Annotated in this window: 14 protein-coding genes; 6 read left to right on the plus strand and 8 right to left on the minus strand. The window is 64.1% G+C overall.

The features are described 5' to 3' along the window. Positions 1-14 precede the first annotated feature (14 nt). Together AC5RUK_RS08965 and AC5RUK_RS08970 are read right to left on the minus strand one after the other, a co-directional pair. The gene (locus AC5RUK_RS08965) at positions 15-680 is read right to left on the minus strand and encodes an NADPH-dependent F420 reductase (RefSeq protein ID WP_494151957.1); all 666 of its coding nucleotides are present in this window, start codon (positions 678-680) and stop codon (positions 15-17) included. Beyond that, on the minus strand, positions 677-1,765 hold the full coding sequence (locus tag AC5RUK_RS08970; protein WP_494151958.1) for an LLM class flavin-dependent oxidoreductase: 1,089 nt from the start codon (positions 1,763-1,765) through the stop codon (positions 677-679). Before AC5RUK_RS08970 ends, AC5RUK_RS08965 begins: the two co-directional genes overlap by 4 nt. 95 nt (positions 1,766-1,860) lie before the next feature. On the opposite strand from AC5RUK_RS08970, the gene AC5RUK_RS08975 reads away from it, so the two are divergent. From AC5RUK_RS08975 to AC5RUK_RS08990, 4 genes are all read left to right on the plus strand, one after another. Then, positions 1,861-2,367, plus strand: coding sequence for a MarR family winged helix-turn-helix transcriptional regulator (locus AC5RUK_RS08975; protein ID WP_494106666.1), 507 nt, complete (start codon positions 1,861-1,863; stop codon positions 2,365-2,367). A 263-nt stretch (positions 2,368-2,630) separates the two neighbouring features. Next, positions 2,631-3,392, plus strand: coding sequence for an SDR family oxidoreductase (locus tag AC5RUK_RS08980; protein WP_494106667.1), 762 nt, complete (start codon positions 2,631-2,633; stop codon positions 3,390-3,392). Next, entirely contained in the window at positions 3,392-4,735 is a 1,344-nt protein-coding gene (locus AC5RUK_RS08985) for an MFS transporter (RefSeq protein ID WP_494106668.1), read from the plus strand. The genes AC5RUK_RS08980 and AC5RUK_RS08985 overlap by 1 nt, the downstream gene beginning before the upstream one ends. Before the next feature lie 710 nt (positions 4,736-5,445). Continuing rightward, complete coding sequence (locus AC5RUK_RS08990) at positions 5,446-6,849, plus strand: PQQ-dependent sugar dehydrogenase (RefSeq protein ID WP_494129189.1); 1,404 nt, start codon at positions 5,446-5,448, stop codon at positions 6,847-6,849. 142 nt (positions 6,850-6,991) lie between these two features. On the opposite strand, the gene AC5RUK_RS08995 is transcribed toward AC5RUK_RS08990, so the two are convergent. The 4 genes from AC5RUK_RS08995 to AC5RUK_RS09010 all read right to left on the minus strand — a co-directional run bounded on the left by AC5RUK_RS08995 (position 6,992) and on the right by AC5RUK_RS09010 (position 10,919). Continuing rightward, positions 6,992-7,681: a DUF7793 family protein gene (locus AC5RUK_RS08995; protein ID WP_494151959.1), complete on the minus strand. Its 690-nt coding sequence runs from the start codon at positions 7,679-7,681 to the stop codon at positions 6,992-6,994. A 601-nt stretch (positions 7,682-8,282) separates the two neighbouring features. Then, positions 8,283-8,486 (minus strand): cold-shock protein, encoded by a 204-nt coding sequence (locus AC5RUK_RS09000; RefSeq protein ID WP_493950230.1) that lies wholly within the window; start codon positions 8,484-8,486, stop codon positions 8,283-8,285. A gap of 374 nt (positions 8,487-8,860) precedes the next feature. Next, on the minus strand, positions 8,861-9,889 hold the full coding sequence (locus AC5RUK_RS09005) for a PDDEXK nuclease domain-containing protein (RefSeq protein WP_494106671.1): 1,029 nt from the start codon (positions 9,887-9,889) through the stop codon (positions 8,861-8,863). 22 nt (positions 9,890-9,911) lie between these two features. Further along, positions 9,912-10,919, minus strand: a complete 1,008-nt coding sequence (locus AC5RUK_RS09010) for an ATP-dependent DNA ligase (RefSeq protein ID WP_494106672.1) — start codon at positions 10,917-10,919, stop codon at positions 9,912-9,914. Positions 10,920-11,027: 108 nt separating this feature from the next. Here AC5RUK_RS09010 and AC5RUK_RS09015 point away from each other — a divergent pair, with 108 nt between their 5' ends. Both AC5RUK_RS09015 and AC5RUK_RS09020 read left to right on the plus strand, forming a co-directional pair. Next, positions 11,028-11,393, plus strand: a complete 366-nt coding sequence (locus AC5RUK_RS09015) for a hypothetical protein (RefSeq protein ID WP_494106673.1) — start codon at positions 11,028-11,030, stop codon at positions 11,391-11,393. A gap of 637 nt (positions 11,394-12,030) precedes the next feature. Beyond that, positions 12,031-13,767: a fibronectin type III domain-containing protein gene (locus tag AC5RUK_RS09020; RefSeq protein ID WP_494106674.1), complete on the plus strand. Its 1,737-nt coding sequence runs from the start codon at positions 12,031-12,033 to the stop codon at positions 13,765-13,767. 418 nt (positions 13,768-14,185) lie between these two features. Here AC5RUK_RS09020 and AC5RUK_RS09025 read toward each other — a convergent pair whose 3' ends face one another. Beyond that, on the minus strand, positions 14,186-14,413 hold the full coding sequence (locus AC5RUK_RS09025; RefSeq protein WP_494106675.1) for a hypothetical protein: 228 nt from the start codon (positions 14,411-14,413) through the stop codon (positions 14,186-14,188). 88 nt (positions 14,414-14,501) lie between these two features. Next, complete coding sequence (locus AC5RUK_RS09030; protein WP_494106676.1) at positions 14,502-14,729, minus strand: hypothetical protein; 228 nt, start codon at positions 14,727-14,729, stop codon at positions 14,502-14,504. Between the last annotated feature and the right edge of the window lie 251 nt (positions 14,730-14,980).

The raw sequence follows: 14,980 nt of genomic DNA on the forward strand, positions 1-14,980 counted from the left end.
GGAATGGCCGGGATCTAGCTCCGAGCTGGTGCGGTGGCCTCGGCCAGCAGGTTTTCGAGTTCTGCGGCAGTGTGGGATCCGTTGAAGATCACAGTGCCGGGCTGGAAGGCCCGTCCCGCCGCGAGCGGGCCGGCGTCGACCGGGTCGTAGCCCAGGCGATTCAGGAATCCGGCAACCGCGGTTTTGGCCTCGTCGTTGTCCCCGGCGAGGGCCAGGGCGCGGCGGCCGGAGGCCCCGGGTTCCTGGCCGTCTTCTTCGAGTTCGTGGTAACCGATGTGGTTCAGCGACTTGACCAGTCGGGCTCCGGTGAGGAAGTCCTGGATGATTTCGCTGCTGGTCCGGGGGTCGTTTTCGAAGTCGTCGACTTCCCCGTCGGTGGGAGCCCAGTAGTTCATGGCGTCGATCACCGTCTTCCCGGTCAGGAGGCCTGGGTCGATGGTGCGGTATTTGTGCAGGGGCACCGCGACAACGACCAGGTCCGCGGCCGCGGCCTCGGCGGCGTCGACGGCAGCCGCGCCGGGGGTGATGATCTCCACGAGCAGGGCGATCTCCTGCGCCGGCTTCGAGGTGGCGATTTTCACCTGGTAGCCGGCTTTGAGGGCTTGGCGGGCGACGGCGGTGCCGACGCGTCCGGCGCCGAGGATCCCGACTGTTTGGATGGTCTTGGCCTGCGGGCTCATGCGGGTGCTCCTTCAGGGGCAGGTTCGGTGGTGGGCGTTGTCGTGGCCGGTGTGGTGCCGAGTTCGGCGTCGACCAGTGGTTTGACCTTGGTGCCGAGCAGTTCGATGGAGTGCAGCAGCTCCTTGTGCGGGACGTGCCCGTAGTCCATTTCCAGGATCTGGCGGTCGTGGCCCATCACCCGGTGCAGGTCGACGATGCGTTCGGCGATTTCCTCCGGGTGCCCGACAAACAGTGCCCCGCTGCCGGTGGCGGTCTTCTGGTAGCGGTCGCGGCTCATCATCGGGAAGCCGCGCTGGGCGGAGATCATTTCCATCCGCGTGCTCCAGTGCCCCCACCACATGGCCCGGGTCTTCTGCCCGTCATCGCCGATGAACCCCGGGGTGGCGATGCCCACCCGGATCTTCTCGGCCGGGGTGTTCGACTGGGCCGCGGCCTGCCGGTACAGGTCGGCCAGCGGGGCGAACTTGGCCGGCTCGCCGCCGATGATCCCGTAGGCCACAGGCAGTCCGCGACGGCCGGCGCGCACCGAGGAGCCCGGGCTGCCGCCGGTGCCCAGCCACAGGGTCAGTTCCCCGTTTTCCGGGCGCGGGACCACCAGCGCGTCCTCCAAGGCGGGCCGGTACTCCCCGGACCAGGTCACGGTTTCGTGCTCATTGAGCAGCTGGAGCAGGTCCAGTTTCTCCGCGTACAACCGGTCGTAATCGGCCAGATCGAAACCGAAAAGCGGGTAGGACTCCTTCGAGGAACCCCGCCCCGCGGTGATCTCGGCCCGCCCGTTCGAGAGCGCGTCAACCGTGGCGAACTGCTGGAACACGCGCACCGGGTCATCGGTGGACAGCACCGTGACCGAGCTGCCGAGCCGGATGTTCGATGTCACGGTCGCCGCTCCGGCCAGCACGACGGCGGCCGCGGACGCCGGCATCTCCCGTGTGTGGTGCTCGCCCACTCCGAAGTAGTCGAGCCCGGCCTCATCCGCGACCCGGATCGCCTCGACCAGATTGCGCATTGCCTCGGCCGTCGACCGGAGTTTTCCGGTCGACGGATCTTTCTGCACGTCGCCGAAGCTGTAAACGCCTAGTTCCATAACGGTGGACTCCCAGCACTAAAAGTATGTTGCTCAACAGACTATATTGGCAACAGATCATCTGCGCAAATGCATACATGCGGTAGGATGGAACCATGAGTAAAAGCGTCCAAGCCGTCCGCAACAGTCCCGCCTCCGCACCGCCCGGAGACCTGGGCTGGCATCTGGGCATGGTGTTGCGCGGGTACCAGGCCGGCTTCGAGGAGGCCGTTGAGGGGATGCCGGGAGGAGTCCGCGGCTATCAGGTGCTCTCCACCGTCGTGCACCGCGACCCGCCCAACCAGCAGGCCCTGGCCTCCCATCTGGTCATCGACCGCACGGTCCTGACCTACCTGCTGGACACCCTGGTTGAAGCCGGCGTTGTCGAACGCGTCCCTGCCCCCTCCGACCGCAGGTCGCGCAAGATCGTCGCCACCCAAAAAGGCCGGGAAAGTCTGGCCCGCTATGAGGAACGGGTGGCCGCCGCCGAATCCCGGCTGCTGTCCGGGCTCAAGGCGCCCGAAGCGGACACCCTGGCGGCGCTGATCGCCCGCCTGGCCATGGACGTCCACCGCTCACAGCCCGGCTCCAGCCCCTGCGAAGCAATGGACCACCTGCCCTAACACCGATTCGCTGCCACGAGCAGGTGATCGCGCGGCGGCGGCTCGCCTGCGCGGAAGCAGATCGCAGGAACAAGTCCGGGGTGTTCGATGCCGGGGCGAAGGGAGCCGCTTGGTGGACCACCTCACACTTAGTTGACATTTCAACTTAACGGGGTCAATGTAAATGCATACGCATACAAAATGCGTGATTGCGGGGCACACAGACAAGCGAGCTACAGCCCGCCTGCTTCTGTCCCCGCCTGCCATGATCGAAGGAGAAGACAATGTCACAGCGGGTTCTGATAACTGCCGGAGCAAACGGGATCGGCCTGGCCGTCGCCAAGGCCTTTGCGGCCAGCGGCGCGCGTGTCCACATCGCAGACATCAATGCTGACGCGGTCGCATCGGTCACAGCCGAAAACGCGAACATCACCGGCACGGTTGGCGACGTGAGCGTACCGGGCGACGTCGAGGCGCTCTTCGCCGACGTGAAGTCCCAGCTCGGCGGCCTGGACGTGCTGGTCAACAACGCCGGCATCGCCGGCCCCACCGCGCCGGTCGAGCAGTACGACGCGGGCGCCTTCGCTGCCGTCATCGGTGTCAACCTGCAGGGAACGTTCAACGTCACCCAACAGGCCATTCCCTTGCTGAAGGATTCCGAGGCTGGCGCGATCGTCAGTATGTCCTCCTTGGCCGGGCGCTTCGGCTACCCGAACCGCATCGCCTACTCCACCACCAAGTGGGGCCTGGTTGGCTTCGCCAAGACCCTCGCCATGGAACTGGGCCCGTTCGGCATCACGTCCAACACCATCCATCCGGGCGCGGTGGACGGCCCGCGGATCATGAGCGTCTTCGAGGGCCGCGCGGCGGTTTCCGGGCGCACTGTCCAGGAAGAGATCGACGGGGCGATGGCCAACCAGTCCGTCAAGAAGTTCATTGACCCGAACGACATCGCCGCACTGATCCTGTTCCTCGCCGGCCCGCACGCACGCACCATCTCCGGCCAGATGTTCCCCATCGACGGCGACTCCAAGGCAGCGGTCTGATGAGCACCCGATCGCTTTCCGCCCCGGCCTCCGGCGCGGGAGAGTCCGTCTCCACGCCTGCTACCCCTGCTGCGGCCGCCGCCACGTCCGGGCCTGGCGGCCTGTGGCGCGGGCGGGTCCTACTCATCGTCGGCATCGTCCTGCTGGGCATCACCCTGCGGCACGCGGTCACCGGCCTGTCCCCACTGCTGCCGGTCCTGCGTGAGGAACTCGGTATCGGGGTCGCCGGCGCCAGCTTTCTGGGCATGCTGCCGACCCTGAGCTTCGGCCTCGCCGGCTTCCTCGCCCCCGTGCTGATCCGTGCCCGCGGACCGGAACTGGCCGCGGCCCTGGCCATGCTGCTCGCCGCCGCCGGCACGTTCGGCCGTTCCCTCACGGAGAGCGTTCCGCTGTTCTTCGTCCTCAGCGTGGTCGCCCTGATCGGCATGGGCTTTGGCAATGTCGTCGGCGCGCCGCTGGTCAAGAAGTACTTCCCGGACCGTCAGGCGGCCATGCTCACCGTCTTCGCGCTGCTGATGCAGGCCGGTGCCACCCTGCCGGCGATGACCGCGATGCCGATCAACAACGCGGCCGGCTGGCGCGCCTCCATCGCGTCCTGGTCGCTCCTTTCCCTAGCGGCGGCGCTTCCTTGGATCATCCAGCTGATCCGCCTGCGCAGGAACAGAACCGCAGCAGCTGCGGCGGGAACAACGCCGGCATCACCGGCCGCCGCATCGGGACCCAAGCTTGGGCTGGCGCAGCTGGTCACCAGCCGGATCGCCGTCGGCACCGCCTTGTTCTACGCCATGGCGTCGTTGAACACTTACGGCATGCTCGCCTGGCTGCCGACCATCCTTAAGGATGGCGGCATGGACCTGGACGCGGCCGCCGGCGCGTTTTCCGTCTTCACGTTCATGACCTTGCCGATGGCTTTCATCGTCCCGATCCTGGCCGCGAGGCTTAAGCGCGTGTTCCCGCTGGCAGCAATGCTCAGCCTCGTGGCGCCCATCGGTTACTTCGGCCTGATCCTCTCTCCGGGAACGCCGATGTTGTGGGCCTTCATCATGGGCGTAGGCGGGGGCGCCTTCCCGCTGGCCATCACGATGTTCAACCGGCGGACCCGCACCGCAGCTGGTTCCGCGGCCCTGGCCGGGTTTGCCATGGGCGTGGGCTACCTCTTCGGTACCCTGGGCCCGCTGCTCGGCGGCGCCCTGTTCTCGGCAACCGGAGGCTGGACCGCCGCGTTGTTGGTCTTCGCGGCCACCGGCATGCTGATGCTCGCCGGCGGATGGATGATGACCCCCAAGGACAGCTACCTCGAGGACAAATTCACCCCGGATTCGACCAAGACCCCGATCCGCTAGCACCAGTGTGAACGGATGGCACCGCCTGCAGCCCGAACTCCTCGGAGCCGCAGGCGGTGTTTGTCGTGGCCTTCTTTGCACTGCCAGGACTCCTAAGTGACACGTCCTCCGGTGACGGGACTGTCTACGATGTGGGCCCGAAGCAGGCAGCCGGCCGCCCGCAGGGCTGGGGTGCAAGGCCTTTCCAGAGGGTGCGATTACGTCCAGTTCACCTGGACCCTTCGCCGCCCCCTGTTTTTGCCATTCTGGGGCGAAGAAGGGCTGCCCCTCGTCGGTACGCCGCCTTCGCCCAGCGCGTCCTCGGCACCAGTGCGGCCGGACACCTCGGGGTCGCCGAGTCCGGCAAATGACGCCCGATAGCAAATGCCCTGACGCCCGGCTTAAGCAGAGCGCACAGGCTCCTTGGAGCGGGGTACCTCCCCTAGGGAGTAGTAATGCGTGCCTCATGGCCGAGATGCTTGGCGTCTCGCCCTCGACTTGTTGCCGCCCATCTGTGTCACTATGATCGGAGCTGACGTGATTGACGTCACCCGGGTCGTCTTCTTCTGCGACCGCCACGTTTGTTTGTTGGCAGTGTTCCCGTTCGCTCTTCTCGCAAGCACCCGAACGGCGAAAAAATCAAGAAGTCACCGTGGTGGCAGGTGCTTTGCAAGCCCGCGCGAGGCAGCCGGAGCGGCACGCCACCACCCCATAGTTTCGCGGAGGAAACTATGCGCACGTCCATATTTTTGAAGCGTTCTTCAATCCCGGTAGCTCTGCTGTTGTCCATGTCCCTGCTGCCGGGTTCGACCGCTGTCGCCTCGCCGGCGCCCCTGGTCACGGCGCCTGCCGAGCAGGACCAACCCGGCGATCGGCATTGGATCAGAGCCGAGGAGCTGCCCCCGCCGGTAAACGAAGGGGACCCCGAAGCACCCGACTTCGAACGGCAGCCCACGGTGGTCGATCGGCCGGCCGGGGTGATGCCGGAGGTTCCGGAGGGCTTTGAGGTGGAGGAATTCGCCAGCGGCTTCAACCAGCCCCGCGTCATGCGCCTCGCCCCCAACGGCGACGTCTTCTTGTCCGAGAGCGGCGCCGGGCGCGTCCTGGTCTTCGCCGCCGACGCCGATGGAGAACTTTCGGCCGAGCCCGAAGTCTTTGCCGAAGGCCTTGATCGGCCCTTCGGTATCGCGTTCTACCCCCAGGAGGACCCGGAGTATGTCTACGTGGCCGCGGCAGACCAGGTCGTGCGCTACCCCTACAGTGAGGGCGACCGCGTGGCCGCCGGGCCGGCCGAGGTGATCATCTCGGACATCCCCACCGAGCGGCACTGGACGCGGGATCTGGCCGTGGCCCCGGATGGGGAGCACCTCTTCGTCTCGATCGGCTCGGCCTCCAATGTCGCCGGTGACATGCCGGAGAAGACCGCCGAGGAAATCCAGGACTGGGAGGCCACCCACGGACGGGGCGCTGCCTGGGCCGATGAGGAGGACCGGGCCGTGGTCCGCGTCTTCGACCCGGAGGGCGAGAACGTCCGGAACTACGCCACCGGGCTGCGCAACTGCTCAGGCATGACCATCCAACCGGCCACCGACGAACTGTGGTGCACGGGCAACGAACGCGACCATCTCGGCGCCGATGTCCCGCCCGACTTTCTGACCACCGTGCAGGAGGACGGGTTCTATGGCTGGCCGTGGTTCTACACCGGCGGCTTTGAGGATCCCGCCCACGCCGGTGAGCGCCCGGACCTGCAGGACGAGGTCATCGCGCCCGAGGTATTGATCCAAGCCCATTCCTCCACCCTGCAAGTCCAGTTCTACGACGCCGAAGCGTTCCCGCGTAAGTACCACGGTGATGCCTTCGCCACACTGCGCGGGTCCTGGAACCGTGAACACCGGACCGGGTACAAAGTGGTCCGGGCCGTCATGGTCAACGGCGAGCCGACCGGGGAGTACGTGGACTTCATGACCGGGTTCGCGCTGGATGAAGAACGGGTTTTCGGCCGCCCCACCGGCATCACGGTCACCCAAGACGGCGCCATGCTGGTCAGCGAAGACGCCAACGGAACCATCTACCGGGTCGCCCCGGACCCAAAGGAACACGATCATCATGGGCACGACGGCAAGCACAACCACTGAGAGGACAAGGACACAGCTGGCCCGAGGTCATGACAGGTGTTGACATGTGGTGGCCCGGGCCAACCCAGCCCTGCGGCGACCAGCTCACCATTTCCTAGCAGACCGGCGATCCTGCACCGCGACCGAAGGACGTGAGCCCACATCACCGGGCAGGAAGAGGCCCCGCTGAGCGCACGCTCGGCGGGGCCTCCCAACCAGTGAGAGATATTTCCATCAGGATGAACCGTCTGCGGGCCCGCATCACGCGGGTCCGCAAGGATGGCAGCTCAGGTTGTGCCTCCACTGCGGAACGAACCAGCCCGGTCAGTGCTTTGCTTATGCGGAACCATCGTGTGGGGACGGTGGTGTCATCGACCGCGCAAGAGCCCGGATCCCGCTTCTCTTGAGTCTCTGGAACTGCGTCCAGGGCACTCTTGTATTGCCCGCCTGTGAGCCACCGCAGCGCCTCCGCGTCCTTGGTGAAATACGTGGCAGGGTAAGTCGGCCGGTGAATCGTGCGGAAGAACTGCACAATCGTTTGCTCAACCGGGGAAGTTCCGACCAGTGCCATCCTTGTCGCGGGAAGGCCATTGGCAAATCTTGTCATCGCTGCGGAGCTGGCAGAACGCATTCCCTGCATGTCGACCAGCATCGGCCTGGGCTCGTCCCCGCCCAGCCCTTCAATGAGAGATATCGCCGCCAAAGCATCAGGCTCTTCGATCGTTGCATGCGAAGGCCAGCGAACGAAGACGACGCCGTCGGGGAGGAACTCGACCTCTGGACTACAAAGGACACCGGGTCTCAGCACGGGCTGATCGGCGCCCCGCGTGATTGTTTGGGATACAGGATGCATGGCGACCTTTGGGAAGTTTTTGGTAAAGCTTCCATCAAGAACCTTGACGAATCATATTCCCGTGGACGTCATTACTTCAACTTTCAACTATTCAGCAGCCTTACTTTCTTTGATGCGATCTCGTATTTCTTTCAGGTCATATCCCGAGGAACTCCTCTGCCTAATAACCATTTCGCAGAGCAGAAATTGTCAGGTAGTAAAACGCTTTGCCCGACCCCAACGCACTCCTGGTGGTATGTGTGTGGTCGTGAAGAACCTGACAGCCGACACAGCTTCTGCTGGCTGTGGGGGTGTCCTTAGTGTGGAAGCTGATGCCGCTGGCGTGTACCGAGCGCAGAATGATCGCCCGCTGGTGTCTCGATGTGGCTTTAGCCGCGGAGTGCTCTACGTTTTACCGAAGTCAGTCAGGACCCGAGAAAAGAGAACCCCACACCTCCCGCAGCAGCCACCGGGATCCTGACGCGCTCACCCGTAGAGCTGGCGATCCTGTTTCTCATGCAAAGCAATATATACACAGCACCGAGTGCAGTAGCTGCTTGCTTAAGGAAACTACTTGCAATATTGACCGTTCGCAGCGTCGGGGCTTCGGTCGTGGCCAAGCTTAGAGCGGGCGGATATTCTCGGCCTGCAGCCCCTTCTGTCCCTGGGCGACGTCGAACTCGACCCGTTGGTTCTCTTCCAGTGAGCGGTAGCCGCTGGATGCGATCGCCGAGAAGTGTGCGAATACATCCGGCCCGCCATCGTCCTGGCTGATGAAACCGAATCCCTTTTCGGCGTTGAACCACTTGACGGTGCCTGTTGCCATGCTGATCTCTTCCTCCTGGAACGGCAGCGCCGACTCCCCCAACGGGAGCCCGCCCGCGGCAGTCCACCTTCAACCTAAGCGAGGGCTGAACCTGCAGCAAGAGAGCCAGCGTGCCCCACAAGGAACACTGCCGGAATCCGGGAAAGGACTGGCCCACCACACGCGGCATGACTCGTTTAACTGGCCGCCTTCTGAAAGACTGGTTTCGGTGCCCGCTCCAAGCAGCGCCCCGGCGTTCCCCCAACTGCCGGTGCGGCGCCGAAGGCACCCAGCGAGAGGAACAGCCCCGCAATCCCCCCAACCGCGGGGCTGTTCCCCGCCTCCCTTCCACCGCGTTCCATGGCGTCCAGGACTTGTCCCAGCAGGGACGGTTGTTAGTTGTCGGGCAGTCGGTCCAGGGCGGCGGTGAGCTTGTCTTCCCCGGGCACCAAGGCCTGGTCTTCGGCGGGCAGCTGCTCGTATGTGTACGCGGACACCGCCATGGGCGAGGTCGTGCGGCCGAGCGCGTAGCGGACGGTGTGGTCGTTCTTGCTGCCGCAGATGAGGATCCCAACCGTTTCGTGGTGGAAATCGCGCTTGAGCAGGTCATCGACCACGGCGACGTAGAAGTTCAGTTTCCCGGCGTACTCGGGTTGGAACCGGCCGGTCTTCAGCTCGAATACGTAGTAGCGAAGCTGTTCGACGTGGAAGAAGAGCAGATCGATGTAGAAGTCGTCTCCCCCGACCTCCAGATGCACCTGCCGGCCGACGAAGGAGAAGCCGGGGCCGAGTTCGCGCAGGGTCTCCACGATCCGGTCGGTCAGCCGTTGCTCCAGATCCCGTTCAGCGACTTCACCGGACAGGCCGAGGAACTCGAAGTTGTACGGGTCTTTCGCTGCCTGTTGTGCCAGCTCCGAACCTGGCGCGGGCAGCAGTTCGGCGAAATTCGACGGCGCGGAGCCGGTGCGTTCCATGGTCTGGCTCATGATCATGTTCATCAGCACGTTCCGGGACCATCCGTGCTCCACCGCTGCGGCCGCGTACCAGTCCAAGGATTCACGATCGCTGAGCTTATCGACCAGGACCATCAGATGGCCCCAGGGCAATTGCGCAGCAGGCTGCTGCGCAATTGCATCAGGCCAGGCTTTGGCAACGGTGGCCATGTACTGCAGGTTTCGCTGGGAGAAGCCCTTCATCTCCGGGAACTCTGCCCTGAGGTCTTCGGCAAGCCGGGCGATGACGCCACTGCCCCAGCCTTCGGCATCCTGACGTTGCAGGATGTCCCGCCCGATCGACCAGTACAGCCCGATCAACTGGGAATTTACCGTCCGCACCGCTTGTGCCCGGGTCCCGCGCACCCGCTCCTTCAGAACCTTCAAAAGATCCTGGTAGTCATCGGGCAGGGCAATCTCACGGCTGGCCATGGCCATTACTCTATCTCCGGCCTCACCGCGTCCTGGGCGCGGACACCGATTCCGGATCCAGCTCCGGCCTGGCCCTCAGGAAGCGGACTGCATGGCGGAAGGATGTCCCGGACATCGCGGTGTCGGCTGACACTTCCACGACGAGCGGTTCCACCAGGGTCAGCTCGGTTTCGCCGGCGTCGGCATTGAACCGGTCCATGGCCGTGGATTTCACCCGGTGCGGCCAGGGATGATCCCGGCCGGCCGCCTGCAACTGGGATCCCAGCAGTTTCGCGGCCGCCGCCTTCAGCGGCGCGGAACGACCGACAATCCGGAGTTCCCCGTCGATCGGCAGTCCGGCGACGATGGCTTCGGGCCGGGTGAGCGGACCGATGACTGCTGCGCATACAACGTCGACGGTGTCGCGGTGTTTGATTTTTTGCCATTGCCGTTGCCCTCCCTCGTAGGGTTGGCCGGCGCCCTTGATGACGAGTCCTTCGATGCCGGTGGCGGGCAACTCCTCGAACCAGGTGGCGGCGGTGTCCGGGTCGGTGGTGCCCGGGGATAGTTCGAGGGGTCCGTCCCAGTCTTGGCTGAGTTCTTCGAGCAGCTCCCGCCGGGTCAGAAACGGTTCGCTGCGGATGTCGTGCCCGGCGGCGGCGAGCAGGTCGAAGGCGACGAAGTGGGCCGGCACCCGGCGCACCAGCGCGGGCAGCGATTTCACCGACGCACTCATGCGTTGCTGGAGGGCGGAGAAGTCCAGCCGCTCCCCCGACCAGACCACCGCTTCCCCGTCGAGCAGGCAGCCCGGCGGCAGCTGCTCCCCCGCCGCCTCAACCAGGTCGGGGAAGTACCGGGAAAGGTTCTTGCCCTGCCGGGACCAGATGGACGTCTCATCCCCGTCGCGGCTGATGACCGCGCGGTAGCCGTCCCATTTGGGTTCGTACCAAGCTCCCCCGGGCAGCGCGCCGCGGCCCGGCATCTTTTCCACCGCGCGGGCCAAGGCCACCTTGACCGGCAGGCTCAGCGCCGCCGGCAGCTTGGCATCCATGAGCCCACGATACAAGGCACACCTTGGACTCAATGGCCGGGGCAAAGACGCGGGCATCTGTCGTTCCGTCTCTTCGCTTTATTAGAATATGTGTTCTATTTTTAAGGGATGGATCGGGACGCGCTGGCGAAGCTGGCGGCCCGTTACACCAGGCGGGCCGAGCCGGTGTCGCTGACCCCGGAGGAACTGGACCTCGAGCACTGCAAAGTGACCCGGGTGGTGCCCGGGGTGCCGGTGTGGGCGTGGATCCGGTTCCCGGGTTCGGCCGAGCTGGTTGCCGGTGAGGCGTTCGGCTGGACGTCCCGGGCGGTGCAGGTCACCTGGACGGACGCAGGGGTCCGGCGGGTGACCTGGGTGTGGGCATCCGCGGTGCGGCGGCGGAACGATCAGGTACGGAACACGGCTTTGGGAGACAGGACGGGACAGGCCAATGACAGCGGTACAGGAACACACAGGCCAGCGAACGCTCAATGAGCCGGTCGAACTCCGCTTCACGCCCCACGGGGTGCCGTTGGCGGTGCGCTGGCGGGGCCGGCTCTGGCCGGTAGCGGCCGAGCCGCTGCACTGGTTCAGCCGGTGGAATTGGTGGGAATCCAACCTGCCCGCCGGGCGCGGCCAGGGCAACATTGTTGACGTCGAATTTTGGCGCCTCCAGGTACAGGCCACGTCGACGTCGCCGTTGCGAACACTGGAAGTTCGGAAACATCCGGGCTGGGACGGCTGGCATCTAGTACATGTTTCCGACGATGAGTAGCGCCTGAGGAAGGCCCTCGGTATGCGCCTCACTGGGCATGTAGGAGTTTATCCGTCGCGATCGAATGCACCGCGATGTCGTATCTCCTGTCACGCTGCTTCGATAGTCGAGGGCGGCAAGGCGTACGAATCACGTCCCTGTACCGATGGACGGTTTACTGGCAAGTTGTCGGCGTCGATACAGCAAATCGGCGCCGCTTCACTTACATCTGCCCGGAACGAGTCGATACCTACAAGGGAGGTAGAACCGCTTCGACAGGCCCTTTGGTGTTCTCATCAAGCGCTGCAAGTTCCGAGGTTATTTTTCGTGAAGGTTCTGTCTCGCCCATCCATCTAGAAGTAGGGCAGGTTTATCACCTTGAAATTCAGAAAAGGATTGTCGCTGGTCCTGGCGGCCGGCGTCCTGTTGTCCGGCGGCGGCGTTGCCGCCACTGCCCTGACGGCTGCGCCGGCCTACGCCACGCCGGTCGCCCCGGAGGTGCCGCCCGCTGCACCGACCAATGTCAAAGTCTCCAAAGTCTCCTTCGATTCAGCAACGCTGACCTGGGCGATACCGGCCGGTTATCGAGGGCTGGGTTATACCTACAACTTCATCATCGAACAGGAGGGCCGGGAAACCCGCAACGTGGGAACCGGGTCCGACGAATACACTTCTGATCCGGTAGGGGAATTCCGCGCCCATCGCTTGAGCGAAAACACCGAGACCCGGATCGGAATTTGGGTGGGAGGGCGCGAGGGCGGGCTTAACCCATCCCCGGTCACCTGGGTGAGCTTCAAGACCGGCATCGAGGCCGACACCGTGCTCGCGGATCCCGTGCGCGATCTCAAGATCCGGGAGCTCACCAACTCCCACGCAGTCTTGTCCTGGTATGAACCGCGGTTCTACGTCGGCAAAATCGTGAACTACACCCTGACGCTGAAGAGGGGCACGGCCCTCGTAAGGAATGTCGTTGTACCGCACGCGTCTATCGAGTTCCTGTACGGCCTTCTGCCCGATACGGCCTACACCGCCGAGGTCCGCGCCAACGCGGTATCCCCGAACGGCCTGCACAAGATCGCCTCCGCCCCCGTGACGGTCGACTTCACGACCCGGAAGGACTCCACGGCGGAGGTGACCTTCCCGCCTTCCACTTCCCTCACCATGAGCAAGGTCGGCTTTGACAGGGTCACCGTCAACTGGCCGAAGCCTCTCGTACGCGGCACCCCCGCCGGCTACCGGATCCGGGTTGAGGGAGCGGGCGGCGACCGATGGATCAATGCCGGTGCCGGGGCCACCTCCCTGACCGTCACGGGACTGAAGCCGGAAACCAAGTACCTTATTTCGGTCCACGGCGACGCGATCGCTGACGATGGCAGGCGACACACCGGAATCATCCAGAAGGCGGTTACCACCGCGAAGGACCCCGCCAACATCGTCAGTGTTGCTTCTCCCAAGTCCGTGAATGCGTCCGCTACCACGGATTCAATCACCGCTTCATGGGGCAAGCCTGCCGTCACCGGCAAGCTGACGAACTACACGGTCACACTGAAGCAGGGCTCCAAGACCGTGAAGACGTTCGTCACCACGAACACTTCGCAGACTTTCACCGGTTTGAAGGCCGGCACCAGCTACAGGCTGTACGTGACAGCGAACGCCGTCTCTCCCAACGGCAAATCCCGGAAGGCTTCCTCCACGGTCTCCAAGACCGTGAAGACGGTTTCGGCTTCGGTTGTGAAGGTTGCCGCACCGGCGTCTGTCAAGGCGTCGGCAGGTAAGGGCAGCGTCACGGTTTCCTGGAAGAAGCCGGCTGTCACCGGCAAGCTGACCGGGTACACCGTCACGCTGAAGCAGGGCAAGAAAACGGTGAAGGTCTACACCACCACCGGCACCACGGCGACATTCACGAAGCTGAAGCAGGACACCAAGTACACGGTGTCCGTGAAGGCGAACGCGAAGTCCGTCAACGGGAAGGTCAAAAGGTCCTCTTCCACTGTCACTAAGACTGTGCGGACGAAGAAGTCGGGCGGTGGTGGTGGCGGCGTTATCGGCGACCGCAGCTCCATGGGCGTCTGCTGGACCGTTGACAAAAACGGCGCACAGATCCGCTGCCCGTAAGCCCTGCGGCCACGCCAGGCAACACAAAAGCCCCCGGGGAGCATTACGCTCCTCGGGGGCTTTTCCGTCCCACCACTACTCACGACTGAAAGGCCGACCATGGCAGACACCAGCTCGACCACTCCGTGGCAGCCTGATCCGGAACCAACGCGCCTCACCGAAGCCGAGGTCGAGGAGCGAATGGCGTACATCGACGGCGTCAACGGCTCGCCCGGACATTATCTTGACGACCCGCACCTGCGGGACCTGCTGTGCAAGAACATCGCCGGAGAGATCACCTGGCGATCGTTGATCAATTCTCGATTGTCGTCTACAAAGACCGGCGATGGCGGAGACGCGGGCGGACCGCCACCTTTGTGGCAAGGAAGGTGGCGGACCGCCACCTTTGTGGCAAGGAAGGCGGCTGAGCCGGTCCAGCTCAGCTCTTCGGATCTTCCTCCGTGGAAGGTCGCTTCCGGCCCTTGATGAGCTCCTCGCGGTACTTGTCGACTTCCCGCGCCTTCTTATTGCCGAAGTATCCGCCGATCCAGGGCCCCAGCCCTGCACCCAGGCCGAGGATCGAGTATTCCCATCCGAAAATTGCCCCCACCACAACAGCGACACCGATTCCGATGGCAACGAAAACAAGGATCATTTTCCCCGTCACGCTCTTTTTCTCTTGCACGCTAACCCCCATATTCAGCTTGCCGAACGAACACTTCTGGGCTGATTCGGCCGCGTCTCACGGTGAGAGATCAGCGCCGGTTTCCTTCGGTGCGGCTCTTGGCTATGCGCGACGCCACCAACATGAGTCCGGCGCCGACGAAAAATACTGTGGAAATGAGCAGGCTGTCGAGAAGGGACTCACCGTTCGCCAGGCGCAGCACAGCGGTAGCAATACCGCCGACCATCCAAATAGCAGCCAAGAGCAGCGCTTGTTTTTGTGTCAGAGCGCCGAACCTGCCGACCGGCTCTTTCCCCATGCGGGTAGCCTAGCGCCCATCAGCCCATGTCCCCATGAAAACAGAAGGAACGATGCGCAGATTCCGTTGGATTCTCGCCACAGGCGCCGGAGTCGGCCTTGTGTGGTCTCTGATCCTCGTAGCCCAGGGCAACGTCGGATTTTGGGGCACCGCGGTAGGTCTTTCTGCTGATCTCTGTAGCTGCTTTGGCTCAGGCAGATCGCAAGAGGAAGAAGTAAACGAGGCGTGACAGTGGCGCCCGCCCCATTGGG

The sequence above is a fragment of the Arthrobacter sp. Y3223065 genome, assembly GCF_059090885.1.

What these genes read in the sequence shown, in the direction of transcription:
- AC5RUK_RS08965 (WP_494151957.1), bottom strand. Translation starts at nt 680, where the DNA reads ATGAGCCCGCAGGCCAAGACCATCCAAACAGTCGGGATCCTCGGCGCC.
- AC5RUK_RS08970 (WP_494151958.1), bottom strand. Translation starts at nt 1,765, where the DNA reads ATGGAACTAGGCGTTTACAGCTTCGGCGACGTGCAGAAAGATCCGTCG.
- AC5RUK_RS08975 (WP_494106666.1), top strand. Translation starts at nt 1,861, where the DNA reads ATGAGTAAAAGCGTCCAAGCCGTCCGCAACAGTCCCGCCTCCGCACCG.
- AC5RUK_RS08980 (WP_494106667.1), top strand. Translation starts at nt 2,631, where the DNA reads ATGTCACAGCGGGTTCTGATAACTGCCGGAGCAAACGGGATCGGCCTG.
- AC5RUK_RS08985 (WP_494106668.1), top strand. Translation starts at nt 3,392, where the DNA reads ATGAGCACCCGATCGCTTTCCGCCCCGGCCTCCGGCGCGGGAGAGTCC.
- AC5RUK_RS08990 (WP_494129189.1), top strand. Translation starts at nt 5,446, where the DNA reads ATGCGCACGTCCATATTTTTGAAGCGTTCTTCAATCCCGGTAGCTCTG.
- AC5RUK_RS08995 (WP_494151959.1), bottom strand. Translation starts at nt 7,681, where the DNA reads ATGCATCCTGTATCCCAAACAATCACGCGGGGCGCCGATCAGCCCGTG.
- AC5RUK_RS09000 (WP_493950230.1), bottom strand. Translation starts at nt 8,486, where the DNA reads ATGGCAACAGGCACCGTCAAGTGGTTCAACGCCGAAAAGGGATTCGGT.
- AC5RUK_RS09005 (WP_494106671.1), bottom strand. Translation starts at nt 9,889, where the DNA reads ATGGCCAGCCGTGAGATTGCCCTGCCCGATGACTACCAGGATCTTTTG.
- AC5RUK_RS09010 (WP_494106672.1), bottom strand. Translation starts at nt 10,919, where the DNA reads ATGGATGCCAAGCTGCCGGCGGCGCTGAGCCTGCCGGTCAAGGTGGCC.
- AC5RUK_RS09015 (WP_494106673.1), top strand. Translation starts at nt 11,028, where the DNA reads ATGGATCGGGACGCGCTGGCGAAGCTGGCGGCCCGTTACACCAGGCGG.
- AC5RUK_RS09030 (WP_494106676.1), bottom strand. Translation starts at nt 14,729, where the DNA reads ATGGGGAAAGAGCCGGTCGGCAGGTTCGGCGCTCTGACACAAAAACAA.